The following is a 26307-nucleotide window of genomic DNA, read 5'->3' as shown; positions in this document are numbered from 1 at the left end:
CGAGGCCGTGGTCACCACCTGCTGCAAGGCTGTGCCTTACCAGGACCTCGGCTCGTCCGATCCTGGGTCCGACGCCTCCGGGCTCGCCTCGACATCGGACGATTCCATGTCCACTCCAGTCGACATGCCCACGTTCTGCGGCCCTGTGCGCGGAGTCCGCTCGACGGGGATCGGGTGATGGCGGACCACACCGGCGCGTGCGCGCATCCGACGCTGTCGCTTGAGGAGGTTGCGCGCCAGGAGGACCACGGCCGTCGCCAGGAAGAACGTCGCGAGGAAGCCGATCGTCCCCGGTGTCACCAGGTCCGGGTCCGGATAGTCGCTCGGTGCGGGTTCGTTCGTCGCCGCGGCGACGATGAGGTCGATCATCGGTCCTCCTCGAGGTTCGTCGGCATGAGGTCGTCGGGAACGACATCGCCGTCATCGTCCGTCACCCCGGCGAAGAGGTCGGTCTCGTGGAAGTCCTGGGACCGGTCGAGTTCCGGCCGGCCCGTGTGGTCGGAGGCCAGTTCGAACTCCTCCGTGAGCCAGTGCCTGCGGGCAGCGGCGCGGCTTCCGACGAAGAATCCGCCGTTGGGGTCGATCTGTGTCGCGTGGGCGATGAGGGCCCGGTCGCGCACAGGGAAGAACTCTCCGCTGGGCACCCGCGCCGTGAGCCACGTGTGGCGCTCCGCCTCGCGCTTGGAGAACCACTCGAGCTGCTCCTCGAACGGCGATTCTCCGCCTTCCTCCTCGATGAGGTGGTGGATCGCGAGGAACTTCCGGGCGGAGAGGTCCTGGTTGTAGTACACCTTCTGCACCCGCCACGGCGCTCCCAGTTCCGGGTTCGTCCCGGCCTGGGCCGCCTGCTCGAGAGCCACCATCGACACGTCGTGCGTGCGGATGTGGTCCGGGTGAGGGTAGCCGCCCAGCTCGTCGTACGTCGTGGCGACATGGGGGCGGAAGCGACGGATCGCGGACACGAGCGTGCGGGCGGACACCTCGATCGGCACGCGGTAGAAGCTGCCGCGCGGCGTGAGTTCGTCCGGGTCGCCGTCCGGCAGCCCGGAGTCGACGTAGCCGGCCCACACGTGCTCGACCCCCAGTGTCCGGGCGGCCGTGGCCATCTCGTCCCGGCGGAGGCCTGCGATGTCGCGGACCGCGGCAGGGGATCCTTCCAGCGCAGGGTTGAGGATGTCGCCGGCCTCTCCGCCGGTCATCGTGATGACCATCACCCGTGCACCCAGTGCGGCGTACTTCGCGGACGTGGCCGCACCCTTCGATGCCTCGTCGTCCGGGTGCGCGTGGATCGCCAAGAGCCTGAGCCCCTCATAGGGCAATGGTGTGTGGGAACGATCCCGCATGGACGACAGACCTCCGATTGGTGCGGCATTGCGCACGTGTGAACACGCGCGCGCAGACCCCTCTAGGGTAGTCGCCCGTTCCCCACCCACCCAATCCTCACGTGTTCGTCCGCACACACCACGGAAGGCTCCGCACGACACCGCCCACGCGCCCCTGCACCCGCCCACCTCCTCCCCCGCCCGACACCGCCCACGTCCACGCGCAGCGTCGCCGACCCCCGGCTCGAACACCCAGGAGGGTCTGGAACAATGTGTGATGTGACTGTCGCATCCGATCTCAGCTCCCGCTACGGGGGACGCACTCCCCGTGAGCGCCCGGACCGCCCGGAACGCCGTCGGATGTCGCGCCCGGCGCTCCTCGGCACCGTCGTCGCGCTGGCAGCCGCAGTAGGCGTGGCCGCCTGGTACGGGCTCGCCCCCAACCCCACCCCGGACGGCACGGCGACGGTGAGCTACGACGTCGTCGACTCGACCCTCACCCGCACGACCATCGCCGTCTACCCGGACGAGTCCCGCGACATCGTGTGCGCGGTGCGGGCGGTGAACGATCAGGAGGCGACGGTCGGCTTCACGGAGGTCGACATCCCTGCCGACCCCGCCGCGGACGCATCGACCCCGGTGATCGTGAGCACCGACATCTCGACGACGCAGCGTGCTGCGAGTGGACATTTCGAGTCGTGCTGGTACGCCGACGACCCCCGGTTCTGACCGTCGCCCACGTCGACCGCATGTGACGTCCGCGACACCCTGAACTGCAGGCATCCTTGTGACGTGATCCGTATCGCGGTAAAGTCGGGGGATCAGGATTGATCCCGGTCGGCGCTTCAGCCCTCCGGGATCGTTCACTGTCAGAGCGGACCACAGGTCCGCATCTCGAGGCCCGCAGCCGCTGCGGGCCTTACGCACACGAGGAGGACCCATGACGGAAGAGGTCATCGGCGAGGAGACCTGGCTGAGCCAGGAGGCTTTCGACCGCCTCTCCAAGGAGCTTGAGACCCTGCAGGGCCCTGGTCGTGCGGATATCGCAGAGAAGATCGATGCCGCGCGCGAAGAGGGCGACCTCAAGGAGAACGGCGGCTATCACGCTGCGCGCGAAGAACAGGGAAAGATCGAAGCTCGCATCCGCCAGCTCGAGTACCTCCTGCGCCATTCGAAGGTGGGTGAGACGAGCTCGGACCTGAGCGCCGCCTCGCCCGGTACCGTCATCACGGCGACGGTGGCGGGACGCGAGATGCGCTTCCTGCTGGGGTCGCGTGAGATCGCCGGTTCGGACACGGACATCGACGTCTTCTCCGAGGCGTCCCCCCTGGGCGCTGCCGTGAACGGCACGAAGGTGGGCGATTCCACGTCCTACGAAGCTCCGAACGGCAAGTCGATCGCTGTGACGGTCGACAAGGTCGAACCTTTCAGCTGAGCAGCTCAGCGACTGCGTGAGCAGCTCGGAAACTGAGCGCAGTCGAATCTTTCGACTGGTCGCATGACGAAGGGGGCCGCAGCGGGATGATCCGCTGCGGCCCCCTTCGTCATGCTGTCAGGTCGTCGTCATGCCGTCAGAGCGTGCGCTGCCCGTCTCCCTCGCCGGTGTCGTCCTCGCCGCGGCGGGAAGGCCCCTCGGTCTGCGACGGAGAGTCGGCGCTGGCTGTGCGACCGGGCTCCGCGCCTCCTAGCGGCGAATTCCCAGGGCGTGACGACCCGGTTCGATGTTCTGCATCCGGCTGTGTCGCCGGGTCGGCAGGGCCGGCACCGAAGGTCGATCGGGGTGACGGCGGTGTGCGCTGTCCCTCGACGCCGGCAGCGCCGCTGCGGGCGGACGTCTCCCTGTCCGCAGTCCGTCCGGACGTGTCCGGCTCCCCGGACACCGAGTCCTGTGCATCTGCAGACGCGCGGGGTCCTGTCGGGGCGCGCGCAGCTGCCGGTTGCAGCGACTCCTCATCGTCCGCCGAGACTTCGTCGGCATCGTCCTCACTGCTCTCCGCGAACACGTCCTCACCCGCGAGGAACCGTACGACGGTGTTGAGGACCGCGATGAGGGGAACGGCGAACAGCGCACCGACGATCCCGAACTGGAAGGCTCCGGCTGCGACCACGAGGATGACGGCGAGCGGGTGGATGCTCACCGCCTTGCCCATGATGAACGGCTGCAGGACGTTGCTTTCGATCTGCTGGACCGCCAGCACGACGACCAACATGATGATCGCGGGGCCGAATCCCTGTGACACGAGCGCCACGAGCACGGCGATGGCGCCGGTGACGACCGCACCGACGATCGGGATGAAGGAGCCCAGGAAGACCAGCACGGTGAGCGGGATGGCGAGCGGGATCCCCAGCACGATCGCGCCGATCCCGATGCCGATCGCGTCGACGCCCGCCACGATGATCTGCACGCGGACGTACTGGACGAGCGTCTGCCAGCCGCGCAGGACGGCGCCCTCCGTCTTCGCGCGTGCGGGCTTCGGCATGAGGCGGACGGCCCACGTGAACATGCGTCGACCGTCGTAGAGGAAGAAGAACGCGGAGAAGAGCGCGAGGAGCAGTCCGGTGAGGAACGTGCCGACGGAGGAGACCGCGCCGGCCGCGCCCCCCACGAGGTTGGAGGCGTTCTGCTCCAGGTACGTGACCCCCTGCGAGACCCCTTCGTCGATGTACTCGGAGATGATCGAGGAGTCGAGGCCGAACGGGTTCGAGTTCAGCCATTCGCTGATCGTCCCGAAGCCTGCGACGACCTGGGTCCACAGGTTCCCGAAGCCGACGATGATCTGCTGCCCGACGAGGGTGATGGCGCCCAGGACCAGGACGAGGAAGCCGATGAAGACGGTCGCCGCGGACAGTGCGCGCGGCCATCCCACACGCACGAGGAACGAGTGAGCGGGGCTCAGGAGCGCAGCGAGGAGGAGTGCGATGAGTGCCGGCAGGATGACTTGGGACACCTTGGCGAGCAGCCAGAAGAGCCCTCCCAGCGCGACGACGATGACGATCGCCCGCCAGCTCCAGGCGGCGGCGAGCCGGAGGGGCGGTGACACGTACGGTTCGTACGCTCCGCGCCCCTTCTCGTCCTCGGTGGGCTCTTCGAATGCCATCGGGCCCGTGGGCGGGGCTCCCAGGAGTGCCCCTCCGGGCTGTTGGGCAGCACCTTGTCGGAGGTTCCGGAAACCCTCCCATGCACCGAGGATTCGTCGGGTGAAGACGGGTCGACTGTCGTTCGCCATGACGCCAGACTATACGTGCGGGGCCGTCGATCAGGAAGGCTCGCGGACGGACCTGTCACGGCCGCTAGGCTGGTCCCGCGGAACCGGGTGGTTCTGCGAGAGCGCGGTCGAGGGAACGAGGAGCTTGCGTATGAGGCGGAAGACTGCCGTCGGCCTGCTCAGTGTCGCCGCTGCGCCTGCCGCGTTCGTGGGTGCGGGGACCGTCCTCCTCCGGCTCCAGGCGGGCAGGCTCCGCAAGGACTTCACGGATGCGGCGAACGCGTTCGACGCCCCGGGCACGCGCACCATCGCGCATCCGCCCCGGTTCGCCCTCACGGATGCCCCCACCTCTTCCGAAGCCGCTGTCCCTTCCGACGTGCTCGCCTCTTCCGAAGCCCCTGTCTCTTCCGACGCTCCCGCCGCCGAGGTCCCCGTCCCACGTGCTCCCGGCTCCCTCGCCGCCGAGGCGCCCTCCCCGCGTGCTCCCGGCTCGCCTCCCGGCTCCGCCTCCGCTTCGCAGCAGGCCTCCGCGGCTCTCGCAGTGCTGGGAGACTCGTGGATCGCGGGTTCGGCGCCGGATGATCCGGCCCGCCTGTTGAGCCGCGGGCTCGCGTCCCTGCTCGGCATCCCCGTGCGTCTGACCGCTCTCGCGGAGCCGTCAGCACGGGCGGAGGCCCTCATCACCCAGGTCGACCGGGCTCTCGCCGACCCGCATCTGAGTGCACGCGGCGGTCCGCGGATCGCGGTCATCTCGATGGGTACGGCGGACATCGTCTTCCCGGTCGTCGGGTCGATCACGCTGGGCGTCCTGTCGTCCGCGCTGTCGAGGCTGGAACGGGAGGGGTTCGCCGTCGTGGTCCTCTGCTGTCCGAACCTCAGCAGCCTCCCCGGCATCAGGAACCCTCTGCGCACGGTGCTGCGCCGCTCGTCCCGCGTGCTCGCGGGGTCGCAGTGGCTCGCCGCGCTGGCGGCGGGTGCGCTCCCCCTGTCGCTCACCCGCATCCTGTCCGGCACCGCGCACACGGGGCTCGTCGACCCGTCCGGTCAGCGCCCCAGCGAGCTCGGTCGCCGTCAGCTCGCGGCCGCGATCCTCCACGAGATCGCCGACCGCTTCGAACTGCCCCGCTACAGCCACTCCCCGGAGGACGAATGACCCGCCTGCTGCTGGCGTCCGGATCCCCGTCCCGGCTCCGCATCCTGCGGGAAGCCGGCATCGAACCGCTCATCGCGGTCCCGGACGTCGACGAGGACGCACTCGAGGCGGCGCATCCGGATGCGGACGTCCGCACCCTCGTCACCCTGCTGGCGGAGGCCAAAGCGCGGGCGGTCGTCGATCGGCTGAGCGGAGACGCCGAGGACGGGGCGAACGGAGACTCCGTCGAGCTCGAGACCGGTGCACGAGATCTGGTCGTCGTCGCCTGTGACTCCGTGCTCGAACTGGACGGCAGACCGGTCGGGAAGCCCCACACGGCGGAGCGCACACGGACGGTCTGGCAGCGGATGGCAGGCACCTCCCCCGTCCTGTGGAGTGCGCACTGGGTGGGCGACCTCACCCGGGACGAGCCGCGCACGTCCTCCCCCTGGCGCGTGCGCGACCACCGCCTCGCTGCTGGCGAGACGCTCGTCCACCTCGCGACCCCCACCGCTGACGAACTCGAGGACTACATCGCGACGGAGGAGCCGTTCGAGGTGGCCGGTGCACTGACGATCGATGGGCTGGGCGGGGCGTTCGTCACGGGGATCGAGGGCGACCACCACAACGTCATCGGCCTCAGCCTCCCCCTTGTGCGAGGGCTCCTGGCGGATATGGGGGTCCGCTGGACCGCACTGTGGAACCGCATCCCCGCCTGACGGTGCGGCCTTCCACGCGCTGCTCGCGGCTGCGGGCCCTGCCGCCCGCGCACCGATCCTGGACGACCGCAGCACGCCCCGACACGCCCGGGGGCCCACGCACCCCGACAAGAATCGGGGCGCATTGTTTTGTCTCCCGTCCACAACCGGTCGATGGGTTTCCATATATTCGGCGGAGCTGTTCCCCGTTCGCGCATCCGCGCGCACTACCCGCAGGTGAGGAGACCCGATGACCGCAGCGCCCGCCGCGTCGCCGACAGACCGGACCGCAATCGCCGACGATCGACCCGTCCGCAGGGTCCTCATCGCGAACCGCGGTGAGATCGCCCTGCGCATCGTCCGCGCGTGCCGCGACCTGGGCATCGCCTCCGTCGCGGCGTACACGGCCTCCGATGCGGACTCCCTCTTCGTCACGCTCGCGGACGATGCGTACAAGCTCGAGGGCGCCTGTGCCGCGGACACCTACCTGAGCATTCCCACGATGATCGAGCTGGCGCAGCGTGCCGGCGCGGATGCGGTGCATCCGGGCTACGGGTACCTCGCGGAGAGCGGGGAGTTCGCCACCGCCGTCGCCGAGGCCGGGCTCACCTGGGTGGGCGCGCCCGCCTCAGCGATCGACGCCCTGGGTGACAAGGCAGGTGCCCGGGAGGTCGCGCAGGCCGTCGGCGCCCCCGTCCCGCAGGGGTCGCCCGGCCCCGTCGAGTCGATCCGCGAGGCAGCGGAGATCGCGGAGACGATCGGCTACCCCGTCGCGATCAAGGCGGTCCACGGGGGTGGGGGTCGCGGGTTCCGCACCGCCGCGGACGCCAACGCCCTGCCTGCCGCGTTCGAAGCCGCGTCGCGTGAGGCGAAGGCGGCGTTCGGCCGCGGCGAGTGCCTCATCGAGCAGCAGATCGTGCGTCCGCGCCACATCGAGACGCAGTGCCTCGCGGATGCGAAGGGCCACGTCCTGGTCGTCTCCACCCGCGACTGCACACTGCAGCGCCGCAATCAGAAGATCCTCGAGGAGGCGCCGGCACCCGGACTCACCGACGCGCAGGAGCAGCTCCTGGCGGACGCGTCCGTGAACATCCTGCGCCACGTGGGGTATGTGGGTGCCGCGACCTGCGAGTTCCTCCTGGGGGCGGACGGCCGCATCACGTTCATGGAGGCGAACGCCCGCATCCAGGTCGAGCACACGATCACGGAGGAGATCGCCGGGATCGACCTCGTCGGATGGCAGCTGCGCATCGCGGCCGGGGAATCGCTTCCCGAATCCTTCCCCGCCCCTCGGGGTCACGCGTTCCAGTTCCGGATCAATGCGGAGGACCCCGCTCACGGATTCGTCCCGGTCACGGGCGCGATCACGTCCTACCGGGAGCCCGCCGGGCCCGGCGTGCGCATCGACTCCGGTGTCCAGGCGGGCACGACGGTCGGTTCGGACTTCGACCCGATGCTCGCGAAGCTCATCGTGTGGGGACCGGACAGGGCCACCGCGCTGGCACGCAGCCGCCGCGCGATCGACGAGTTCGTGTTCGACGGCGTGGCCACCCTCCTCCCGCTCCACCGCAGCCTCACGGATGCCGCGGAGTTCGCGGGTCAGGAGCTGCTCGTGTCCACGCGCTGGCTCGAGGAGGACTTCATGCCGGACTGGTCCGCTGATCGTCTCCCCGCCCCGTCGGAGGACGGGGAGGAGCGCGCCGAGCAGGTCGAGGTCGTCGTCGAGGTCGACGGCCACCGGCTCGTCGTCGGGGTGCCCGCGGCGTTGGCGGCACCGAGCGGCCGCCCGCAGCGCAGTCGCCGCGTGACGAAGCGGACGTCGAAGACCGCGGCCGCCTCTGGCAGCCTCACCGCACCCATGCAGGGAACGATCGTCGCGGTCGACGTCTCCCCCGGTGACCGCGTGTCCGCCGGTGATCGCCTGGCTGTCATCGAGGCGATGAAGATGGAGCAGCCGCTCACCGCGGCACACGACGCGGTGGTCCGCTCGGTCGCGGTGGGGCCGGGCGCCGGCGTGCGGTCGGGTGACCTCCTCGTCGAGTTCGAGGTCTGACACGCGCTTCCCCTGACGCGAAGATGCTCCGGGGCCGCCCGATTGGGGCGGCCCCGGAGCATCTTCGCGTTTCTCAGGCCTGGTGGTGGTGCAGTTTCCTCGCGGCCTCTGTCAGCGATCCCGTCAGTGACGGGTAGACGACGAACGACTGCGCCAGCTGATCGACCGTGAGGCGGTTCTCGACCGCCATCGTGAGCGGGAGGATGAGCTCGCTGGCACGCGGGCCCACCACGACACCGCCCAGGACGGATCCGGATCCGCGGCGGCAGAAGATCTTCACGAAGCCCTCCGTGATGCCCTGCATCTTGGCACGCGCGTTGGTGTGCAGCGGCTGAGTGACCGTCTCGACCTCGAACGCGTTCTCGCGGAAGTCCGCCTGCGTGAAACCGACCGTCGCGATCTCCGGTGAGGTGAAGACGTTCGAGGCGACGTTGCGCAGCCGCAGCGGGAAGACCGCATCGCCCAGCGCGTGGAACATCGCGATCCGTCCCTGCATCGCGGCGACGGACGCGAGTGGCAGCACCGCGGTGCAGTCGCCAGCGGCGTACACACCCGGGACGGACGTCCGGGAGACTCCGTCGACGACGATGTGGCCGGATTCCTCGACTGCGACACCTGCGGCCTCCAGCCCGAGGTCCTCAGTGTTGGGGATCGAGCCGACCGCCATGAGGCAGTGCGAGGCCCGGACGATCCGCCCGTCCGCGAGCGTGACGACGACGCCGTCGCCGTCGCGCTCGACGGATTCGGCGCGGGAGCGCGACAGGACGTTCATCCCGCGGGACCGGAAGACGGATTCGAGCACCTCTGCGGCGTCCTCGTCCTCGCCGGGCAGCACCCGGTCGCGGGAGGAGACGAGAGTGACCTCGGTGCCCAGCGCGCGGTAGGCGGAGGCGAACTCCGCACCCGTCACCCCGGAGCCCACGACGACCAGGTGCGGAGGGAGCTCGTCCAGCCCGTAGAGCTGCGTCCACGTGAGGATCCGCTCCCCGTCAGGGATCGCGGTCGGCAGCTCGCGAGGATGAGCACCGACGGCCACGAGCACGGTGTCGGCGGCCAGGTCGTACTCGGTGCCACCGGCCTCCGTCACGTGCACGGTGTTGCGATCGACGAGTCGTGCGGACCCCTTGACGACCTTCACCCCGGCACGGACGAGGCCGTCGTGGATGTCGTCGGCCTGCGCGTCCGCCAGCCCGAGGATCCTCTCGTTCATCGCGGCGAGATCCGGGACGACCGGCGACTCCGCGTCGCCTCCGCGCACGCGCAGGCCGAACCCTCCGGCGTCGTTGATCGTCCCCATCACCTCTGCCGTGGCGATGAGGGACTTCGAGGGCACGACGTCGGTGAGGACGGCGGATCCGCCGCAGCGGTCCCGCTCCACGAGCATGACGTCGGCGCCCAGCTGGGCGGCGATGAGCGCGGCCTCGTATCCTCCCGGGCCACCACCCATGATGACTACACGATTATGCGAGCGATCCAGTACGTTCTTCACGCCTCTCATTCTGTCAGAGGACGCGCAGGAGACCAGTCCGCGGCCATTCGTCCCCGCGGGCAGAGAGGGACCTCACAGCGATGCGGTCGCCCCACGGGTCCAGTCGCCCCAACGGCGGGGGCGGCGCCATGGTGGGGTCGATGCGGAACCGCAGCGGTCTCAGAGGATGCGGGACTGCTCCATGTGGATCCGGGCGATCTCCCGGTAGGAGCGCCAGTTGCCATCGACGTGTGCGCGCCCCTCCTCGTCGAGTTCGCGGCGCACCTTCCCGGGGACGCCTGCGACGAGCGAGCCTGCGGGGATCGACGCCCCTTCGAGAATGAGAGCCTTCGCAGCGACCAGGGAGTACGACCCGACGACGGCCCCGTTGAGCAGCGTCGTGGACATTCCGATGAGGCAGTCGTCCTCGATCGTGCAGCCGTGGATCATCGCGGCGTGACCGATGGACACTCGACTGCCCACCGTGACGTCGAACCCCGGGTCGCAGTGCATGACGGTGTTGTCCTGCACGTTCGTGTCCTCACCGATCGTGATCGCGGCGCGCTCGGCACGGAGCACCGACCCGTAGAAGACGGACGACCTCGCGCCGATCGTCACGTCGCCGATGAGCGTGACGCCCGGCGCGATGAATGCCGTCTCGTGGATCTGCGGGGCGCGACCGTCGACTTCGATGAGGCGGACGTCGGCCAGGTTCCCGGGTGCTCTGCTCTGCTCGCTCATGTGCACAATGCAAGCAGAGGCAGGTCGTCCGAGCAATGGATGACCGCCAGGCGGACGGCCTTAGCACACGATTTGCACTCTTGTATACGCCTCCTTCATGATGGTTGTCTGTCAGAGACTTCACACAGATGAGGTCTTGTGGGTGTGCGCGCTCGCGTGGGATGCTGGATTATCACCGTTTCCGCGCCCGTCAGCGCGCCAGCGGCGGCATGCGCCGCGACATCCGTGTCGGCCGTATTCCACCGCAGGACTGAGTCGACGGGCCGTCTTCCACTTGAGAGGAACCCATGGACTGGCGCCATCGTGCTGCGTGTCTGAACGAGGATCCTGAGCTGTTCTTCCCCATTGGGAACACTGGTCCTGCCCTGCTTCAGATCGAAGAGGCCAAGCGGGTCTGCCGCCGCTGCGAGGTCGTCGAGACCTGCTTGCAGTGGGCCCTCGAATCCGGACAGGATGCCGGCGTGTGGGGCGGAATGAGCGAAGACGAGCGCCGCGCTCTCAAGCGTCGCGCCGCACGCGCCCGCCGCGCCGGCTGAGCTCCCGCACTCGTTCCTACACCGGACGGATGAAGACCCGGGCCCTGCAGGGTCCGGGTCTTCGTCTGTCGTCGTGTCTCAGTCCGCCGCCGGTCTCAGCGGCACTTCGAGCACGACCTCCGTGCCACCGCCCCGTGCGGGTCTCCATTCGATCGTGCCGCGCAGGTCCGCAGTGATGAGCGTGCGCACGATCTGCGTCCCCAGCCCATCGCCGGGACCGCGGTCGCCGTTCAGACCCGCCCCGTCGTCAACGACGCGCAGCCGGAGGAAGTCCCCTTCGCGTTCGGGACGCACATCGATGCGCCCCGTTACCGGCTCCGAATCCGGGTCGTCCACGTCGAACGGGTATCCGTGCTCCACGGCATTCGTCACGAGCTCCGTGATCGCCAGCAGCAGCGCGGAGGCGTCCTCCGTCGCGATCTTCCCGAAGCTGCCCACACGCCGCGTCGTCACCTGGACGAGCGGTGAGGAGAGGTCCGGGGCGAGCCGGAGACCCTTGTCGAGGATGTCGTCGAAGTCGAGCGAGTCGTCGAGCGACTGGCTGAGCGAATCGTGCACGACCGCGATGACGGACACCCGCCGCATGGCCTCTTCGATCGCCGACTTCGCCTCCGACGACGTCGCACGCCGGGCCTGCAGCCGCAGCAGGGCGGACACCGTCTGGAGGTTGTTCTTCACACGGTGGTGCATCTCGCGGATGAGCGCGTCACGGCTCATGAGCTCCCGCTCACGGCGGCGGATCTCCGACACGTCGCGACACAGGATCACGGCACCCGTGCGGTTCCCGTCGCGCATGAGGGGGATCGACCGCAGTGAGATGTTCACCCGCCCCGACTCCACCTCCGAACGCCAGGAGGTGCGCCCCGTGAGGACCAGCGGGAGGGATTCGTCGACCGTGCCGGGCTGGTCGACCAGGTCCGCGACGAGGTCCGCGAGGTACCTGCCCTCGATGTCCCCTTCGGAGCCCAGCCGGTAGAGCACGGAGACCCCGTTCGGGGAGGCGTACCTGATGCGCCCCTCCCGGTTCAGGAGGATGAGGCCGTCACCCACGCGGGGCTCACCCCGACGCGACCGTGAGGGCGCGTCGGGGTGGGGGAACGACCCCTCACCGATCATGTCGAGCAGTGCAGAGGCGCTGCTGCGGTAGTTGCGCTCCAGCCGCGAAGCACCCACCCGGCGCGATTCCTCCGTGTGCCGGGTGAGCACTCCCAGCACGCGTCCGGCGCGGACGACCGGGACGACGTCGGCACGCGCGAACCGCGTGCCGTCGTCGTCCGCGATGACGGTGGTCCTCGTCCGGTACGCGCGGGACAGCAGCGCCCGGTGCCGTGGAGCGGGCCGGTCCCCCACCGCGTCACTGGAGAACATCGTGAGGCCGGTCATCGGCCGGCACTGCGCCGCGACGACGAAGTCGACCTCCCCGTCGTCCCCGTCGGAACTCACGGCGACAGCCGTCGCCCGCTTGCGCGGAACCCACAGGACGAGGTCGGCGAACGACAGGTCGGCGATGAGCTGCCAGTCTCCGACGAGGAGGTGGAGCCAATCGACGTCCTTCTCACCGAACCCGCTGTCCGGGGTCCGGAGTTCCGCGAGGATGCTCATGCTGATTCGCTCGCCCAATCCGCAGAACGGACGACGGCGCGCAGCTGGCGGAGCACGACGGACACAGGAGCCTGGTCCACCGTCTTGAGCTCACGCAGCTCCGACACCATCTCGAGCACCTTCTCCAGTGCGTTCCGGTTCGCGTCCAGCCAGGAGTCGACGCGTCGACGGCCGCGTGCCCCGCTCGCACTCCCGTCGCCCGCGCCGACCGAGCCTGCGGCGCCGGTTCCAGCGCCGGCACCCGCGGTCTCGTCCGTGTGCCGCAGCACCGCGTCGGTGAGCGACAGGATCGCCTGGTAGAAGTCGTCGCGCATCGCACCGCGGGCCAGCGCGGTCCAGCGGCTGCTCCGATCCAGGTGACGGATCATCTCGAGCATCGCGCTGCCGCTCACCATCTCCGTCACCGCGAAGTAGACGCCAGCCGCCTCCTCCGGCTCCACGCCGGTGCGGACGACCTCCCGGACGACGTCCAGCAGCGCGAACTCGTCCAGCAGGCCCGCCGCACGCGCCGCGATGGCCTCCGGCACCCCGCGGTCGACGTAGTGCTGCCGCTGCGCGTCGTACTCCTCGAGGTCCTCACCCTGCAGGTAGTCGGTGAGGTTCGCTCGCAGCCGCGTGACGACATCGCGGTACGTCTCGATGTTCGACAGGACGTCGAGCGTCTCCGGGCTCTGGTGGACGAACCAGCGCGATGCCCGATCCAGCAGCCGGATGTGATCGTGCAGCAGTCTGGCCTGCACGTCTGCCGGCACCACGTTGTCGAGCCCGCAGACGTCGTCGACGAACTCGTCGAGTCCGAACACCTCGCAGACGACGGTGAAGATCCGCACCAGGTGCGGCAGCTCCGCGCCGGTCTCCTCCTTCAGCCTGTACAGGTAGGTGATCCCGCCGCGGTCCACGACGGAGTTCACGATCTTCGCCGTCGCGATCTCCCGCCGCAGCGGGTGCTCGACGAAGTGCTCCTCGTAGGTGAGGAGGCTCGGCGGGAAGTAGTCCCGCAGCGGCCCCGCCATCCAGTCCTCGTCCGGGACGGACGATTCGAGCATCTTCTCCGCCGCGTCCATCTTCACGTAGGCGAGCAGCACTGCGAGCTCCGGCGAGGTGAGGCCGGTGCCGTTCTGTGCGCGCTTGCGCAGGACGGTGTTCTCCGGCAGGTACTCGACCGCGCGGTCCAGATCCGCTTCGCGCTCGAGGTACTTCATGAGCCGCAGGAGCGTCTCGGTCATCGCGAACGAGCCGGAGCGCGCCTCCCCCATCGCCATGTTCTGCGAGTAGTTGTTGGCGAGCACACGGTCCGCGACCTCGTCGGTCATCGACTCGAGCACCGCACCGCGCTCCTCCGGTGCGAACGCTCCCTGGCGGATGAGCGCGGCGAGCAGGAGCTTGATGTTCACCTCCTGGTCGGAGGAGTCGACGCCCGCGGAATTGTCCACCGCGTCCGTGTTGATGCGGACGCCGTTCAGCGCCGCCTCGATCCGACCCAGCTGGGTGGCGCCCAGGTTGCCGCCCTCCCCGACGACGCGTGCGCGGATGTCCGCGCCATTCACGCGGATCGCGTCGTTGGCACGGTCACCGACGGACGCATGCGATTCGTCCGTCGCCTTGATGTAGGTGCCGATCCCGCCGTTGTACACCAGGTCGACCGGTGCGCTGAGGATCGTGGAGATGAGCTCGTCGGGGGTCTTCTTCCCCGGCGTGGTGCCCAGGGCCTCGGCGGCCTCCGGGGTCAGGTCGATCGACTTCGCCGACCGGGAGTAGACGCCGCCGCCCGCGGAGATGAGAGCGCGCTCGTAGTCCTGCCACGAACTGCGCGGCAGGTGGTACAGGCGCTCCCGCTCCTCGAAGCCCACGGAGGCATCCGGGACAGGATCGATGAAGATGTCGCGGTGGTCGAAGGCGGCGACCAGGCGGATGTGCTTCGACCGGCGCATGCCGTTGCCGAACACGTCACCGCTCATGTCGCCGATGCCCACGACCCGGAAGTCCTCGCGGGAGGCGTCGAGACCCAGTTCGCGCAGGTGCCGTTCGACGGACTTCCACGCACCGCGGGACGTGATGCCCATGGCCTTGTGGTCGTAGCCGCTCGACCCGCCGGACGCGAACGCGTCGTCCAACCAGAAGTCACGCGACGCGGCGATGCCGTTGGCCACGTCGGAGAACCGCGCGGTCCCCTTGTCCGCCGCGACGACGAGGTAGTAGTCGTCCCCGTCGTGGGCGACGACGCGGTCCGGATGAATCACCGTCGCACCGGAATCGGCGTACTCGAGGTTGTCCGCGATATCGAGCAGGGCGCCGATGAAGACTTCGTACGCCGCCTGTCCCGCCGCACCCCACGCTTCCCGGTCCTTCGCGGGATCCGGCAGCTGCTTGGGGAAGAATCCGCCCTTCGCACCGGTCGGGACGATGAGCGCGTTCTTCACCATCTGCGCCTTGACGAGCCCCAGCACCTCCGTGCGGAAGTCGTCGCGACGATCGGACCAGCGCAGGCCGCCGCGGGCGACGGAGCCGAACCGCAGGTGGACGCCTTCGACCGCGGGCGAGTACACCCACGACTCGAGGGCCGGTCGCGGCTTGGGGAGGAAGTCGAGCTCCTCCGCACGGATCTTCATGACGATGGCCTCCGGCAGGGAGCCGTCGGCGTTGTGGAACGCATTCGTGCGGGCTGTCGCACGGATAGTGTCGACCGTCGCGCGCAGCACACGGTCGGCCTCCAGGGAGGCGACTTCCGCGAGGCCGGACTCCACCTCGGTGAGGACGGCTTCGGCCGCCTCCACCCGCTCCTCGTGGGACGCGTAGGTGCGGTCGGGGTCGAACTTCACCTCGAACGCCTCGACGATGCGGCCCGTCAGCAGCGGGTTCGACGTGAAGGCTTGGGCGATCGACGCATCGGAGTACGTGAAGCCCGCCTGGCGCAGGTACTTCGCGAACGACTGGACGATGCTCACGCGCTGCCAGGACAGCTCCTGGAGCAGCAGGTAGTCGAGCGCGTCCGATTCGCGGGCCCCCGCCCATGCCGCGACGAACCCGTCACGGATGGTGTCGAGGTCCTCGTCGGACAGCTCTTCGTCGAACGCGATGCCGAACTCGTAGATCCAGACCGAACCGCCGCCCGCGGGACGGAGCTCGAACGGCCGCTCGTCCACGACCTCGGCGCCCAGATTCGCCAGGTACGGCAGCACCTGGGTGAGGGTGACGGGCTCGATGCGGTAGAACGCCAGGAGCGCTTCCGACGCGCTGCGGCGGTGCACCGCGACGACCGGACCGGAGTCCTCCGCCGCCCGTTCGAGGCGGGCGACGTCCTCGACCGCGCGCTCCGGGGTGTGGAGCGACGTGTACGACGGCGGGAAGGCGGACGCCCAGCGGCGAGCGCGCTCCGCGGACGATGCCGGGTTCTTCTCCGCCGCCGGGGCGAGGATCTCCCAGAGGTCCTCGTTCCACGAGCGCAGCGCACCGACGATGCGCGCGTCGACCTCACCCGAATCGGTGGCCGGGAGCGCCTGCTCCGACGGCACGCGCGCAGTGAAGTGGAGGCGGGCGAGGGCGGAATCGCCCAGCAGCACGTCGAAGTCGACGGTGTGCGCGGAGTAGTGGTCCCGCAGCACCTCCTGGACACGCTGCCGTGCAGCGGTGTCGTAGAGGTCGCGCGGCAGGTAGATGAGGACGGACACGTAGCGCTCGTACGGGTCACGGCGGATGAAGACCCGTGGTTCGTGCTTCTCCTGCAGATCGATGACCTGCATGACGGTGTCGAAGATCTCGTCCGTCGACGCGTGGAAGAGGTCTTCGCGCGGGTACGACTCGAGCGCGCCCAGCAGTTCGTCGCCCGCGTGCGTGTCCCGGCCCAGGCCGGACCGCCGCAGGATGTTCCGCACCTTCGTGCGGATGACGGGGATGTCCAGAGCGGACGTCGTGTCGATGCGCGGGCTCCACAGGCCCACGAACCGCCGCTCGCCGACGATCTTGCCCGCCTCATCGTAGGTCTTCACACCCACGTAGTCCATGTATCCGCGGCGCATGACCTTGGACCGTGAATTCGCCTCCGTGAGGACGAGGACGTGCGGCTCCTCCGCCTTCTCCGCGACCGCCCGGGACAGGCGCGACGAACGCGCTTCCCGCAGCGAGGTGATGCCCAGCGCGGTGCCGTCGATCGGGTCGAGGCGCTTGCCCTCGGCATCGACGGCGAGCGCGTACTCGCGGTAGCCCAGGAAGATGAAGCCGTGATCCATCCAGTGCAGCAGCTCCGCGGCCTCCGCGGCCTCCGCCTGCAGCTCCGGGCGGGGCGCACGGGCGCGGAGTTCTTCCGCGATGTCCCGCGCCCGCTGGCGCAGGCGGGACCGGTCGTGGTCCGCGGCCGCCGCGTAGGCGAGCACGTCGGCCAGTCCTGATTCGACGGCGGCGAAGTCCTCGGCCGGCACACGGTCGACCTCGAGGTGGATCCACGATTCGGAGCGGGCGGCGCTCGCACCCTCGACCGCTTCGCCGTCGGGGCCGATGACCGGCAGTCCCGCCGTCTCCGTCGCCGTGTGGGTGAGCTCCGACTCCGGGATGACGGACAGGCTGCCGCCGTCGCGGCGCACCGCCATGATCGGGTGGTGGACGTCGCGGATCGCGAGGCCCTGCCGGTTGAGTTCCGCGACGACACTCGCGACCGCGTACCGGACGTCTTCGACGACGATGTCGATGAGCGTGCGGTTGCCGGTGTAGTCCGCAGCGTCGTGGTCGGGGTTGCGGATCGCGATCCGCGCAGCACCCCCGTCATACGATTCGGCGAGACTCACGTGGGCGGCTGCGGCTGCGGCCAGGGATTCCGCACCGGCCCTCCGCATCTCAGCGCTGCTGAGTCGTGGGTAGTACTCGGCGAGGAGATGCTCAGGAGGGGTCGTCCTCCGGAGCTCGTTCCACGCGTGGGCGATAGCGGTCAGGTCGACCTCGGTCACGTCAGTCTCACCTCATGTGCTGTAGAGATGTGCTCGACGATGAGCACGGACCCCACTCTATGCCCTCTACGAGTCCCGTGCGATGTGGTGTCGGGCACTCGTGGGGCACTCGTCAGACGCGCCTCAGGAGCGGATGATGAGGCAGACTTGGCGCACATGAAGACCTTCTCGCTCACCGGCGCGTCCGCACTGTCCCCGGCCCGGCTGCGCGCGGGTCTCCTCGACCCCACGACGTGGCGCAGCCAGGGCGCGACACTCGAATCGGAGGGTGGGGACGCCCTCACCGCGTCGTTCCCCCTGCCCGCGGATTCCGTCCCTGACGCCCTGTCCCGGTTCGTGCCGGATCGCGCCTCCCTGCGGATGGAGGTGCGTGCCGACGCCGAAGCCCCGACGGGCACCCCGCAGACCGCCCACCTCACGGTGACGGTCCCGGGCGCCCCGGTGGTGGTCCGGGTCGCGTTCACGGCGCACCCGACCGCCCCTGCCTCCCAGCCGGCGGCCTCCGACACCCACGACGGCTCGGAATCGCCCGGCGGCCCGTCCGCGGACCCGCCGTCGGGCTCGCTTGGCGGCCCGTTCGCCGGCCCGCCCGCCACGGAGGGCGCCGGTTCGACCGTCACCGCGCACGCGGAACTCGAATCGTCCGTCCCCCTCTTCGGGCCGATGGTCGAATCAGCTCTCGAACCGGTCGTCCGCTCCCAGCTGCGCGAGAAGTTCGACCAGCTGGTCGACCTCCGCTGAGTCGAACCAGAGGAGGTCCGACCCGGCGAGCGCCGCGAGCGCGTCGTCGCGGTCCTCCGGCAGCCCGGCGAAGCCCTCCGGGTCGTCGATGTGCACGCTCGCGACGAGGCGGGGATCCACCTCCGCAGCTCCCATGACCACGCCGGCGACGACCTCGGCGGCACCCGTCAGGGCCGTGTCCGGGACGTCGACGGCGACGACCGCGCGCGGGGAGCCCGCGGTCACCGCGTCGTCCGCGATGCTCGCCGCGGCTGCGGACATCGCCCGGTATTCGGCGAGTTCCAGGTCGTCGCCCGTGAGGCGCCGCTCCTGCGGGCTGGGCGCGAACACGGTGTGGGGTCCGCTGAGGGGCCATGCGGACGCAAAGGTCCGACCGACGAGGGGGGCGTACGCACGAATCATGACCTCATTGTCGCACCGGCGGGATCCGTCCCCTCACTCCGTGCCACCGCACCCCGCACCCTTCTCACCCCGCGTCCCCTCACTCCGTGCGACGACTTCTCCTTCTGTGCTGCCCGGCCCCCTTGCCGCGGCTGCTCCTCGTGTGGCTGCCGACCTCCGCGCGACGACTGTTGGGCCTGCGCACCACGATCCCCGGCAAGCGCGGCAGCAGCTCGTCGTCGACCGCCGTGACGAACGGCGACCTGCGCGCGATCTCCAGCGGAGACCGGCCCGCCAGCACCGCAGCATCGATCGTCGAGGGATCGTCGGGGAGGAGGACCACGTCCTCGACCCCGGCGAAGCGACTGAGCACCGACCGGATGCGCGTGTACGGGTCGGGTCCCACTGCAGAGGTGCGCACGCGGTTGACGACGACCACCAGATGATCCGCATGCCGGGCTGCACGATCGGATTCGAGCCGTCGGACCAGGCGCTGCAGCCCCATCGGATCCGCTGAGGCGACGAGGACGACCCGGTCCGCGCGGTCGAGGACAGCCCGCGTCGCCTGATGCCGGTCGTAGTGCGGGTCCGCGTACGGGTCGTCCGGGTCGATCCGATCGGACACGTCGACGATCACGTGCTCCGCCCGCGCGGCCAACCTGTCGAGGACGTCAGCGAGGACCCCCGCCCTGATCTCCGGCCACCGGTCGGCGCGGCTCAGACCCGTGACGACCTCGAACCCGGGCTCGATCTCGACGAGCCTCTCCGCGACCAGCTGCGTGTCGTGGGCCGCGCCGCTCACGACCAGGCGGCAGAGCGCCGCCAGCTGCGGCGCTTCGTCGAGGAGACCCAGCGCGGGGGTGAGTGAGGACGACACGGTGTCCGCGTCGACGAGTGTCGTGCGCCCGGCCGCACGCGCCGCCAAGTGGGCGAGGACGAGTGCCACCGTCGATCGGCCCGGCGAGGACCCTGTGCCCCACACCGCCGTGAGGGATCCCGAACGGGGCGCAGGAGTGTCACTGCGCGGCGGCTGCGCCGGCTTGGGCGGAGCCTGGACGGAATCCGCGCAGTCGCGCAGCACCGCCCCCGTCTGCTCCGCGGTCGCGCCGGGAGCCAGCGTGTGCACGATCCCCCAGCGCTCGAACAGCGCCGCGTCGGAGCCGAATCCGACGATGCGCCCACCCGCATCGCGCATGCGGGCCACGACGTCAGCGTCGACGCCGGGGAACCAGCGCGACAGCACCACGACGTGGCCGGTGCCGCCGGCGACCAGCGCCAGCAGCTCCGCTTCGTCCGCCGGTCTGCGCACCACCTGCGCGTCGGGCAGTCCGGACACAGCCGCGACCACCGTCGCCTCGTACTCGACGTCGACGGCGACGACCACGTCGATCATGGGGTCTCGCCTGCCTCGGCGGGATCCGTCGCCTCCGCTCCCTCCACACCGTCCGCAGCCCTCTTCCGCGGGACCGCGACGACGGAGATGTGGTGTCCCGCGGCCTGAGCACGGACGACGGAAGAGATCCGCCCATCAGGGACGTACACCTCGATCCGGGCCGCACCGGACGAGGTGAAGTCACGGGTCCCCCGGTCGACCGACAGCACGTCGACGCCTTCGAGGATGGCGTCGGGTTCCGCGACGTCCGCAGCACGCGCATCCGTCGCCCAGATGTCGACGCTGCTGCCCGGCCCCACCGCGGCCGGCAGCGCGGACGACACGTCGACGGACACCACCCTCCCCGGCAGGTCCGCCAGCGCGACCAGTGAGGACAGCGGGATCAGCTCGCCCGTTGCCACGACCGCGCGGACCGTCGTTCCCGGCTCGATGCTCGAGGCGGCACCGATATACGCGCCGGCGGACTCGGGGAGCTTCACCTCGACGGGCACCAGCGACTCCTGCGTGAGCTCACCACCGGGCACCAGATCCACCGCCGCCGCCCACACCCGTGTCGTCTCCGCGACCGCACGGACGAGGGTCGTGGTGGCGACCAGTGACACGAGGACGAGCACCGCACCGATGAGGAGGCGCGGGTCCCGCCATCGGGGCCGGGAAAGTCGACGCGCACGGGGCACACCGGCAGGGCTGCTGAGGTGGCTCATCGATCGGCTCCCACTCTCCACAGATCAGAACACGTAAAGGGGTCAAGTGATAGTATTTGGCCGTCACCGGCACCATTCGCCGTGCTCTCGACGCGAAAGGACTCCTCATGGCCGTAGAATCCCGCTTCCTGCCGCTCACCGACGTCGCAGAAGTCCTCAATGTCTCTGTCGCCCAGGCCCGCGCGCTCGTGAGGTCCGGAGACCTCCGCGCGATCAAGGTCGGCGGTCGCGGCCAGTGGCGCGTTGAGAAGACCGAACTCGAGGACTACATCCAGCGCATGTACGCAGAGGTCCGCGCGGAGGTCGACGCGGGCTCCGCGGACTGACCCGCACCCGGCCCTCGTCACAGGACCCTCCCCTCCGGTCGCACGAAGGCGACCCTCGACAGGGGCACGAGCAGCCTGCCGGCCGGCGCGTCGCCCCGCTCACGCGCGACCTCACGGCGGGATGACTCTTCCACCTCGATGTAGTCGGCGGCCACGAGCGACAGCGTGCCGACGAGAGTCCGGACTCCTCCTGCTGCGCCCAGCGCCGCGACCGCGCACGGCACCCTCGCCTCCCTCCACTCACGCAGCGGTGAGGCGAACGACAGGGATTCGGGCGGCGCAGCATGCGCACGCGACCCGACCCGCAGCTCGTCGACGTGCGCCAGGGCGATGAGGACGCCCCCGCCGCCATCTACGGCCACGCTGATCCAGGCGAGGGAGACCCGCTGAAGCCGTCCCGCGAAGCGGACCCCGGCGACCGTCACACCGGCCCGGGCCCCGATCGACCCCGCCAGGCGCTCCGTCAGGGAATGATCCGCGGCCTCCCCCGCGACCAGATCGGAGAACTCGCCCAAGCGCTCGTGCTGCGCACGGCCCGCCTCCTGAGCCTCGAGGTCCTCGAACAGCCGCAGGAAGCGGTCGTCGGCACTCCCGTGTGCCACACCGTCGCGTCTTTCCATATTCGCAGTATGCCATGACGCTCACCCTCACTGCGCATCTGTCAGTAGCGCGCGATAGCTACTGACGAGTTCACAATCACTTCACCCAGCCTTCGCGCCATTTGATACAGTTTGCTATCCATAGATGATCTCACGAGGGAGTGGCCATGGGAATGCGCAGACTCACACTGTTCGCCGCGGCGCATGCGGCGGGGACGACACTTCTCCTGTGCGCCCTCCCGCGTCTCGCAGCAGAGGCACTCGCCGGCGATCCGGGTGCTGCGCTGCTGCTGATCGCGGGCGCGGCGACAGTCCTGGCAGGTGTGCGCACGACGGTGTCGGTTCTCCTCGCGCACCTCTGGCGCCTGTGCACGGCGGCCGGCCTCGCCGCCGCGCCGATCCGGGCCGCCGCCCTCCGCACGGCACCGCGTGCAGCGCGGACCGCTCTCAGCGCGGCGGTCGGCGGATCACTCTCCGTAGCGGTCCTCGCCGGGCCGGCCTTCGCCGCATCGCCCTCCCCCGCGTGGCCCCTGTCCCCGGCTCCCGCCGATGACACGGCCCTCTCCGATGACCCGACTCCCTCCGACGACAGCGCTCACTCGGATGGCACGGCTCCGCTCGATGAGGACGCCTCGCGCGCCCAGGGGCGCGGACCTGCATGGCCGCTGTCCCAGGACGCGGCGTCGCCCCCTCCGACCACTCCGGACCGCGCTCCGGCCCCGGGCTCTGCGGCTGCTCCGGACGACGCCGCTTCCGTCCACGTCGTCGCGCCGGGGGACAGCATGTGGCGGATCGTCGCGTCCGAGTTGCCGGGTGCCGCCCCAGCGGAGGTCGCGACGCGCGTCGCAGATGTCCACGCGGCGAACCGGGAACTGGTCGGCGACGACGCCAACCTCATCCTCCCCGGCCAGCGGCTGGTGCTGCCATGACCACCGCCGCAGCCCACCTCACCACAGCACCGTCGCTCACACTTGTCCGCCCACGACGCGGGCAGACCGATGACGGGTCGAAGGGACCCGCGGACGGATCCGCGGACACGTCCGTCCTCTCGCTCGCTGGGGGTCGGCCGACCGGGGACGGTCCTGCAGCACCCGTCGACGCACGCCCCTCCACGGAGCCCGACCGAGCACCGCACGTCCGGCCCGGGACCCGTCCGCTCAGCGCAGACGACCGGGTGCTGCTCCAATCGATGGCTCCTGCGCTGGCCACGGCGCTCGTCGAAGTGCTGGTGGGCGCCCGCGCCCCCGTGAGCATCGAGAAATGGGTGCAGGCCCCGCTCTTCGACCGGATCACGGAGCACACACGTGTCCGCCGATCGCTGTCGCAGAGCAACCCGCACACAGACCGACCGCTCACGACGTCGACCGCCCGGATCTGCGAGGTGTCGGACTCCGTCGTGGAGATCGCCCTCGTCGTGACGACGATGCGTCGCCCCCGCGCTCTCGCGCTGCGACTCACGCGCAGACGCTCGCGGTGGAAGCTCACCGAGTTCCTCAGCATCTGACCGGAGGAGTCCATCCCCAAGCGGCGAGTATGCCCCGACAACGGCGAGTGTGCCCCGGCCTCGGTGAGTGTGCCCCGTCAGCGGCGGCGGCTCCCCAGACGGAGCTCCCGCGAACGACGAAGCGTCCCGGCAGTGAATCCATCACTGCCGGGACGCTTCGTCCTCCACCCGAGGCCGGGTGTCAGCCGGTCTCAGGCTTCGCGCTTGCGCTGACGACGCTGTGCACGGTTGGCTGGAGCGTCGTCCGCCGCGCTGTCGTCGCTCTCCGCCACGCCACCGGTCTCACTCGGCGCGCTGAGATGGAGTGCCGGCTTCCGGGGCTTCAGCTCGTCCGCCTCGACCAGCACACCGCCGGCGGCGGTGCCGTTGCCGGAACCACCCGCCGCTGCAGCGCCCAGCTGCGCGCCGGAGCCGGGGGTGCCCACTTCGGATGCCGGATTCCGCACCTTCACCTCCAGGGTGTTCGTGAGGCGCACGACGTCCTCCTTGATGCCCTCCTGCATCGCGACGAACATGTCGAAGCCCTCACGCTGGTACTCGACCAGCGGGTCGCGCTGCGCCATCGCGCGCAGGCCGATCCCGTTCTTGAGGTAGTCCATCTCGTACAGGTGCTCACGCCAGCGCTTGTCGATGACGGACAGCGTGACGCGGCGCTCCAGTTCACGGGTCGCCTCCTCGCCCAGCTCCTCCTCACGGCGCTGGTAGAAGAGGTCCGCGTCGGTCGTGATCTCTGTCCGGATCCTGTCCCGCGTGAGGCCGCCCGACCCCTCTGCGTCCTCCACCAGCTCCTGCGCGGTGAACGACGGACTGTAGAGCCGACTCAGCGCTTCGAAGAGCTCGTCGATCTTCCACGAATCCGGAGGGCCCTGCGTCGCAGCCGTCACATACGCGTCGATGACGTCGTCCCGGAACTGCTGCACCTGCTCGTCGAGGTCCGCGCCTTCGAGCACGCTGCGACGCTCCGTGTAGATGACGGTCCTCTGGCGGTTGAGGACGTCGTCGTACTTGAGGACGTTCTTCCTCTGCTCCGCGTTGCGCTCCTCGACCTGGCTCTGCGCGGACTGGATCGCCCGCGACACCATCTTCGCCTCGAGCGGGACGTCGTCGGGGACGTTCGCGATCGACATGATCCGCTCCGCCGCACCGGACCCGAAGAGGCGCATGAGGTCGTCCGTGAGGGACAGGTAGAAGCGGCTGTCGCCGGGGTCGCCCTGACGACCCGAACGACCCATCAGCTGGTTGTCGATGCGACGCGATTCGTGGCGTTCGGTGCCCAGCACGTAGAGGCCGCCCGCGTCGCGGACCTCCTCCGCCTCCCTCTTGACCTCCTTCTCCACGTCGGCCAGCACGTCCGGCCAGGCCGCTTCGTAGGCGTCCGGGTCCTCCCGTGCGTCCAGCCCCTTCGCCTCCATCCGCGCCACCGCGAGGAACTCCGCATTCCCGCCCAGCATGATGTCGGTTCCGCGGCCCGCCATGTTCGTCGCCACCGTGACGGAGCCCTTCCGGCCCGCCATCGCGACGATCGCGGCTTCCCGCGCGTGGTTCTTCGCGTTGAGCACCTCGTGGCGGATGCCCCTCTTCGCCAGCAGCTTCGAGAGGTATTCGCTCTTGTCGACGCTCGTCGTACCGACCAGCACCGGCTGGCCCGCATCGTGCGCGTCCGCGATGTCGTCGACGATGGCGGCGAACTTCGCCTTCTCGTGCTTGTAGACGACGTCGGAGTGGTCGGCGCGCTGCATGGGACGGTTCGTCGGGATCGGGACGACGCCCAGCTTGTAGGTCGACATGAATTCGGCGGCTTCCGTCTCTGCCGTGCCGGTCATGCCGGAGATCTTCTCGTACTGACGGAAGTAGTTCTGCAGGGTGATCGTCGCGAGCGTCTGGTTCTCCGCCTTGACGTCCACACCCTCCTTCGCCTCGATCGACTGGTGGAGACCCTCGTTGTACCGGCGGCCCTTGAGGATGCGCCCGGTGTGCTCGTCGACGATGAGGACTTCGCCGTCCAGGACGACGTAGTCCTTGTCCTTCTTGAACAGCTCCTTCGCCTTGATGGCGTTGTTGAGGAAGCTGATGAGCGGCGTGTTGTCCGCGTCGTAGAGGTTCCCGATCCCCAGGTAGTCCTCGACCTTGTCGATCCCGGACTCGAGGATGCCGATCGTCTTCTTCTTCTCGTCCACCTCGTAGTCGCGCTCCGGCCTGAGACGCTTGACGACACGGGCGAACTCGCCGTACCAGCGATCGGCGTCGCCCTCGGAGGGGCCGGAGATGATGAGGGGGGTGCGGGCCTCGTCGATGAGGATCGAGTCCACTTCGTCGACGATGACGAAGTTGTGGCCGCGCTGGACCATCTCGTCGACCGACCACGCCATGTTGTCCCGGAGGTAGTCGAAGCCGAATTCGTTGTTGGTGCCGTAGGTGATGTCCGCGGCGTACTGCTTCCGACGATCGTCGTTGCTCATCTGCGCTTTGATGCACCCGGTCTCCATGCCGAGGAAGCGGAAGACGCGGCCCATGAGGTTCGACTGGTAGTCGGCGAGGAAGTCGTTCACCGTGATGATGTGGACGCCCTTGCCGGTGAGCGCATTCAGGTATGCGGGTGCCGTCGCGACCAGCGTCTTGCCCTCACCAGTCTTCATCTCTGCGATGTTGCCCAGGTGGAGCGCGGCGCCGCCCATGAGCTGGACGTCGAAGTGGCGCAGTCCGACCGTGCGGGCCGACGCCTCGCGCACTGCGGCGAACGCTTCCGGCAGCAGTGAATCGAGCGTCTCGCCGTCGGCGTGGCGCTTCTTGAAGCGGTCTGTCTCCTCGCGGAGTTCGGTGTCCGACAGAGCTTCGAACTCGTCGGACAGGTTGTTGATCGCCGTCGTATAGGCGCGCAGTCTCTTGAGCGTGCGGCCCTCGCCGGTCCTCAACAGCTTCTCCAGCAGGTTCGCCACGATTCTCCTTAGCCCCGCGCTCCCACGC

Annotated in this window: 22 protein-coding genes; 10 read left to right on the top strand and 12 right to left on the bottom strand. The window is 69.6% G+C overall.

Translation table 11 applies throughout. From position 1 onward, the window contains the following. Nucleotides 1–36: 36 nt before the first annotated feature. Together JFC09_RS14210 and mca are read right to left on the bottom strand one after the other, a co-directional pair. Nucleotides 37–369 (bottom strand): hypothetical protein, encoded by a 333-nt coding sequence (locus tag JFC09_RS14210; protein WP_198394690.1) that lies wholly within the window; start codon nucleotides 367–369, stop codon nucleotides 37–39. Continuing rightward, on the bottom strand, nucleotides 366–1295 hold the full coding sequence (gene mca / locus JFC09_RS14205; RefSeq protein ID WP_232483624.1) for a mycothiol conjugate amidase Mca: 930 nt from the start codon (nucleotides 1293–1295) through the stop codon (nucleotides 366–368). Before mca ends, JFC09_RS14210 begins: the two co-directional genes overlap by 4 nt. A gap of 306 nt (nucleotides 1296–1601) precedes the next feature. Between mca and JFC09_RS14200 the strand changes: the two genes are divergently transcribed. Beyond that, nucleotides 1602–2051, top strand: a complete 450-nt coding sequence (locus JFC09_RS14200; protein ID WP_198394688.1) for a DUF4307 domain-containing protein — start codon at nucleotides 1602–1604, stop codon at nucleotides 2049–2051. 211 nt (nucleotides 2052–2262) lie between these two features. Continuing rightward, complete coding sequence (gene greA, locus JFC09_RS14195; protein WP_198394687.1) at nucleotides 2263–2757, top strand: transcription elongation factor GreA; 495 nt, start codon at nucleotides 2263–2265, stop codon at nucleotides 2755–2757. A gap of 136 nt (nucleotides 2758–2893) precedes the next feature. Here the strand turns inward: greA and JFC09_RS14190 are convergent, their stop codons facing one another. Continuing rightward, entirely contained in the window at nucleotides 2894–4549 is a 1656-nt protein-coding gene (locus tag JFC09_RS14190) for an AI-2E family transporter (protein WP_232483623.1), read from the bottom strand. Between the two features lie 130 nt (nucleotides 4550–4679). Between JFC09_RS14190 and JFC09_RS14185 the strand changes: the two genes are divergently transcribed. From JFC09_RS14185 to JFC09_RS14175, 3 genes are all read left to right on the top strand, one after another. After that, nucleotides 4680–5681, top strand: coding sequence for an SGNH/GDSL hydrolase family protein (locus tag JFC09_RS14185; protein WP_198394686.1), 1002 nt, complete (start codon nucleotides 4680–4682; stop codon nucleotides 5679–5681). Then, a complete protein-coding gene (locus tag JFC09_RS14180; protein WP_198394685.1) occupies nucleotides 5678–6379 on the top strand; it encodes a Maf family protein in 702 nt (233 codons plus the stop codon). The genes JFC09_RS14185 and JFC09_RS14180 overlap by 4 nt, the downstream gene beginning before the upstream one ends. A 229-nt stretch (nucleotides 6380–6608) precedes the next feature. Continuing rightward, the gene (locus tag JFC09_RS14175) at nucleotides 6609–8411 is read left to right on the top strand and encodes an acetyl/propionyl/methylcrotonyl-CoA carboxylase subunit alpha (RefSeq protein WP_198394684.1); all 1803 of its coding nucleotides are present in this window, start codon (nucleotides 6609–6611) and stop codon (nucleotides 8409–8411) included. A 73-nt stretch (nucleotides 8412–8484) separates the two neighbouring features. Here JFC09_RS14175 and JFC09_RS14170 read toward each other — a convergent pair whose 3' ends face one another. Beyond that, nucleotides 8485–9909: an NAD(P)H-quinone dehydrogenase gene (locus tag JFC09_RS14170; protein ID WP_198394683.1), complete on the bottom strand. Its 1425-nt coding sequence runs from the start codon at nucleotides 9907–9909 to the stop codon at nucleotides 8485–8487. 150 nt (nucleotides 9910–10059) lie between these two features. Continuing rightward, on the bottom strand, nucleotides 10060–10620 hold the full coding sequence (locus JFC09_RS14165) for a gamma carbonic anhydrase family protein (protein WP_198394682.1): 561 nt from the start codon (nucleotides 10618–10620) through the stop codon (nucleotides 10060–10062). A gap of 287 nt (nucleotides 10621–10907) precedes the next feature. On the opposite strand from JFC09_RS14165, the gene JFC09_RS14160 reads away from it, so the two are divergent. Next, nucleotides 10908–11156 (top strand): WhiB family transcriptional regulator, encoded by a 249-nt coding sequence (locus tag JFC09_RS14160; protein WP_087004855.1) that lies wholly within the window; start codon nucleotides 10908–10910, stop codon nucleotides 11154–11156. Between the two features lie 78 nt (nucleotides 11157–11234). Here the strand turns inward: JFC09_RS14160 and JFC09_RS14155 are convergent, their stop codons facing one another. Further along, nucleotides 11235–12758: a sensor histidine kinase gene (locus JFC09_RS14155; RefSeq protein WP_198394681.1), complete on the bottom strand. Its 1524-nt coding sequence runs from the start codon at nucleotides 12756–12758 to the stop codon at nucleotides 11235–11237. Next, complete coding sequence (locus JFC09_RS14150; RefSeq protein WP_198394680.1) at nucleotides 12755–17695, bottom strand: NAD-glutamate dehydrogenase; 4941 nt, start codon at nucleotides 17693–17695, stop codon at nucleotides 12755–12757. The genes JFC09_RS14155 and JFC09_RS14150 overlap by 4 nt, the downstream gene beginning before the upstream one ends. A gap of 156 nt (nucleotides 17696–17851) precedes the next feature. Here JFC09_RS14150 and JFC09_RS14145 point away from each other — a divergent pair, with 156 nt between their 5' ends. Then, complete coding sequence (locus JFC09_RS14145; protein WP_198394679.1) at nucleotides 17852–18436, top strand: SRPBCC family protein; 585 nt, start codon at nucleotides 17852–17854, stop codon at nucleotides 18434–18436. Here the strand turns inward: JFC09_RS14145 and JFC09_RS14140 are convergent. The 3 genes from JFC09_RS14140 to JFC09_RS14130 form a co-directional block, all read right to left on the bottom strand. Next, nucleotides 18368–18838, bottom strand: coding sequence for a DUF6912 family protein (locus tag JFC09_RS14140; RefSeq protein ID WP_198394678.1), 471 nt, complete (start codon nucleotides 18836–18838; stop codon nucleotides 18368–18370). The two genes, JFC09_RS14145 and JFC09_RS14140, sit on opposite strands and share 69 nt — an antisense overlap. A gap of 79 nt (nucleotides 18839–18917) precedes the next feature. Beyond that, nucleotides 18918–20210 carry an AAA family ATPase gene (locus JFC09_RS14135; protein WP_198394677.1) on the bottom strand — a complete coding sequence of 431 codons (1293 nt, stop codon included), beginning with the start codon at nucleotides 20208–20210 and terminating at the stop codon, nucleotides 18918–18920. Further along, nucleotides 20207–20914: a CpaB family protein gene (locus tag JFC09_RS14130; protein ID WP_198394676.1), complete on the bottom strand. Its 708-nt coding sequence runs from the start codon at nucleotides 20912–20914 to the stop codon at nucleotides 20207–20209. Before JFC09_RS14130 ends, JFC09_RS14135 begins: the two co-directional genes overlap by 4 nt. A 107-nt stretch (nucleotides 20915–21021) precedes the next feature. Between JFC09_RS14130 and JFC09_RS14125 the strand changes: the two genes are divergently transcribed. Continuing rightward, nucleotides 21022–21240 carry a helix-turn-helix domain-containing protein gene (locus JFC09_RS14125; RefSeq protein ID WP_198394675.1) on the top strand — a complete coding sequence of 73 codons (219 nt, stop codon included), beginning with the start codon at nucleotides 21022–21024 and terminating at the stop codon, nucleotides 21238–21240. Between the two features lie 17 nt (nucleotides 21241–21257). Here JFC09_RS14125 and JFC09_RS14120 read toward each other — a convergent pair whose 3' ends face one another. Beyond that, complete coding sequence (locus JFC09_RS14120; RefSeq protein WP_198394674.1) at nucleotides 21258–21860, bottom strand: hypothetical protein; 603 nt, start codon at nucleotides 21858–21860, stop codon at nucleotides 21258–21260. Between the two features lie 146 nt (nucleotides 21861–22006). On the opposite strand from JFC09_RS14120, the gene JFC09_RS14115 reads away from it, so the two are divergent. Both JFC09_RS14115 and JFC09_RS14110 read left to right on the top strand, forming a co-directional pair. Beyond that, nucleotides 22007–22768, top strand: a complete 762-nt coding sequence (locus JFC09_RS14115; RefSeq protein ID WP_198394673.1) for a LysM peptidoglycan-binding domain-containing protein — start codon at nucleotides 22007–22009, stop codon at nucleotides 22766–22768. Continuing rightward, nucleotides 22765–23343: an Rv3235 family protein gene (locus tag JFC09_RS14110; protein WP_198394672.1), complete on the top strand. Its 579-nt coding sequence runs from the start codon at nucleotides 22765–22767 to the stop codon at nucleotides 23341–23343. The genes JFC09_RS14115 and JFC09_RS14110 overlap by 4 nt, the downstream gene beginning before the upstream one ends. A gap of 191 nt (nucleotides 23344–23534) precedes the next feature. Here JFC09_RS14110 and secA read toward each other — a convergent pair whose 3' ends face one another. Further along, nucleotides 23535–26279, bottom strand: a complete 2745-nt coding sequence (secA, locus tag JFC09_RS14105) for a preprotein translocase subunit SecA (protein WP_198394671.1) — start codon at nucleotides 26277–26279, stop codon at nucleotides 23535–23537. Nucleotides 26280–26307 lie beyond the last annotated feature (28 nt).

It is taken from the genome of Brevibacterium yomogidense (genome assembly GCF_016107685.1).
Taxonomy (GTDB): domain Bacteria; phylum Actinomycetota; class Actinomycetes; order Actinomycetales; family Brevibacteriaceae; genus Brevibacterium; species Brevibacterium yomogidense.
This window is presented reverse-complemented; position numbering and strand designations above follow the sequence as displayed.

Bases quoted from the DNA above. Each gene is read 5' to 3' on its own strand.
- JFC09_RS14185 (WP_198394686.1), top strand. From the start codon at position 4,680: ATGAGGCGGAAGACTGCCGTCGGCCTGCTCAGTGTCGCCGCTGCGCCT.
- JFC09_RS14210 (WP_198394690.1), bottom strand. From the start codon at position 369: ATGATCGACCTCATCGTCGCCGCGGCGACGAACGAACCCGCACCGAGC.
- JFC09_RS14170 (WP_198394683.1), bottom strand. From the start codon at position 9,909: ATGAGAGGCGTGAAGAACGTACTGGATCGCTCGCATAATCGTGTAGTC.
- greA (WP_198394687.1), top strand. From the start codon at position 2,263: ATGACGGAAGAGGTCATCGGCGAGGAGACCTGGCTGAGCCAGGAGGCT.
- JFC09_RS14110 (WP_198394672.1), top strand. From the start codon at position 22,765: ATGACCACCGCCGCAGCCCACCTCACCACAGCACCGTCGCTCACACTT.
- JFC09_RS14175 (WP_198394684.1), top strand. From the start codon at position 6,609: ATGACCGCAGCGCCCGCCGCGTCGCCGACAGACCGGACCGCAATCGCC.
- JFC09_RS14145 (WP_198394679.1), top strand. From the start codon at position 17,852: ATGAAGACCTTCTCGCTCACCGGCGCGTCCGCACTGTCCCCGGCCCGG.
- JFC09_RS14140 (WP_198394678.1), bottom strand. From the start codon at position 18,838: ATGATTCGTGCGTACGCCCCCCTCGTCGGTCGGACCTTTGCGTCCGCA.
- JFC09_RS14190 (WP_232483623.1), bottom strand. From the start codon at position 4,549: ATGGCGAACGACAGTCGACCCGTCTTCACCCGACGAATCCTCGGTGCA.
- JFC09_RS14180 (WP_198394685.1), top strand. From the start codon at position 5,678: ATGACCCGCCTGCTGCTGGCGTCCGGATCCCCGTCCCGGCTCCGCATC.
- JFC09_RS14120 (WP_198394674.1), bottom strand. From the start codon at position 21,860: ATGGAAAGACGCGACGGTGTGGCACACGGGAGTGCCGACGACCGCTTC.
- JFC09_RS14155 (WP_198394681.1), bottom strand. From the start codon at position 12,758: ATGAGCATCCTCGCGGAACTCCGGACCCCGGACAGCGGGTTCGGTGAG.
- JFC09_RS14115 (WP_198394673.1), top strand. From the start codon at position 22,007: ATGGGAATGCGCAGACTCACACTGTTCGCCGCGGCGCATGCGGCGGGG.
- JFC09_RS14165 (WP_198394682.1), bottom strand. From the start codon at position 10,620: ATGAGCGAGCAGAGCAGAGCACCCGGGAACCTGGCCGACGTCCGCCTC.
- JFC09_RS14125 (WP_198394675.1), top strand. From the start codon at position 21,022: ATGGCCGTAGAATCCCGCTTCCTGCCGCTCACCGACGTCGCAGAAGTC.
- JFC09_RS14130 (WP_198394676.1), bottom strand. From the start codon at position 20,914: ATGAGCCACCTCAGCAGCCCTGCCGGTGTGCCCCGTGCGCGTCGACTT.
- JFC09_RS14135 (WP_198394677.1), bottom strand. From the start codon at position 20,210: ATGATCGACGTGGTCGTCGCCGTCGACGTCGAGTACGAGGCGACGGTG.
- JFC09_RS14160 (WP_087004855.1), top strand. From the start codon at position 10,908: ATGGACTGGCGCCATCGTGCTGCGTGTCTGAACGAGGATCCTGAGCTG.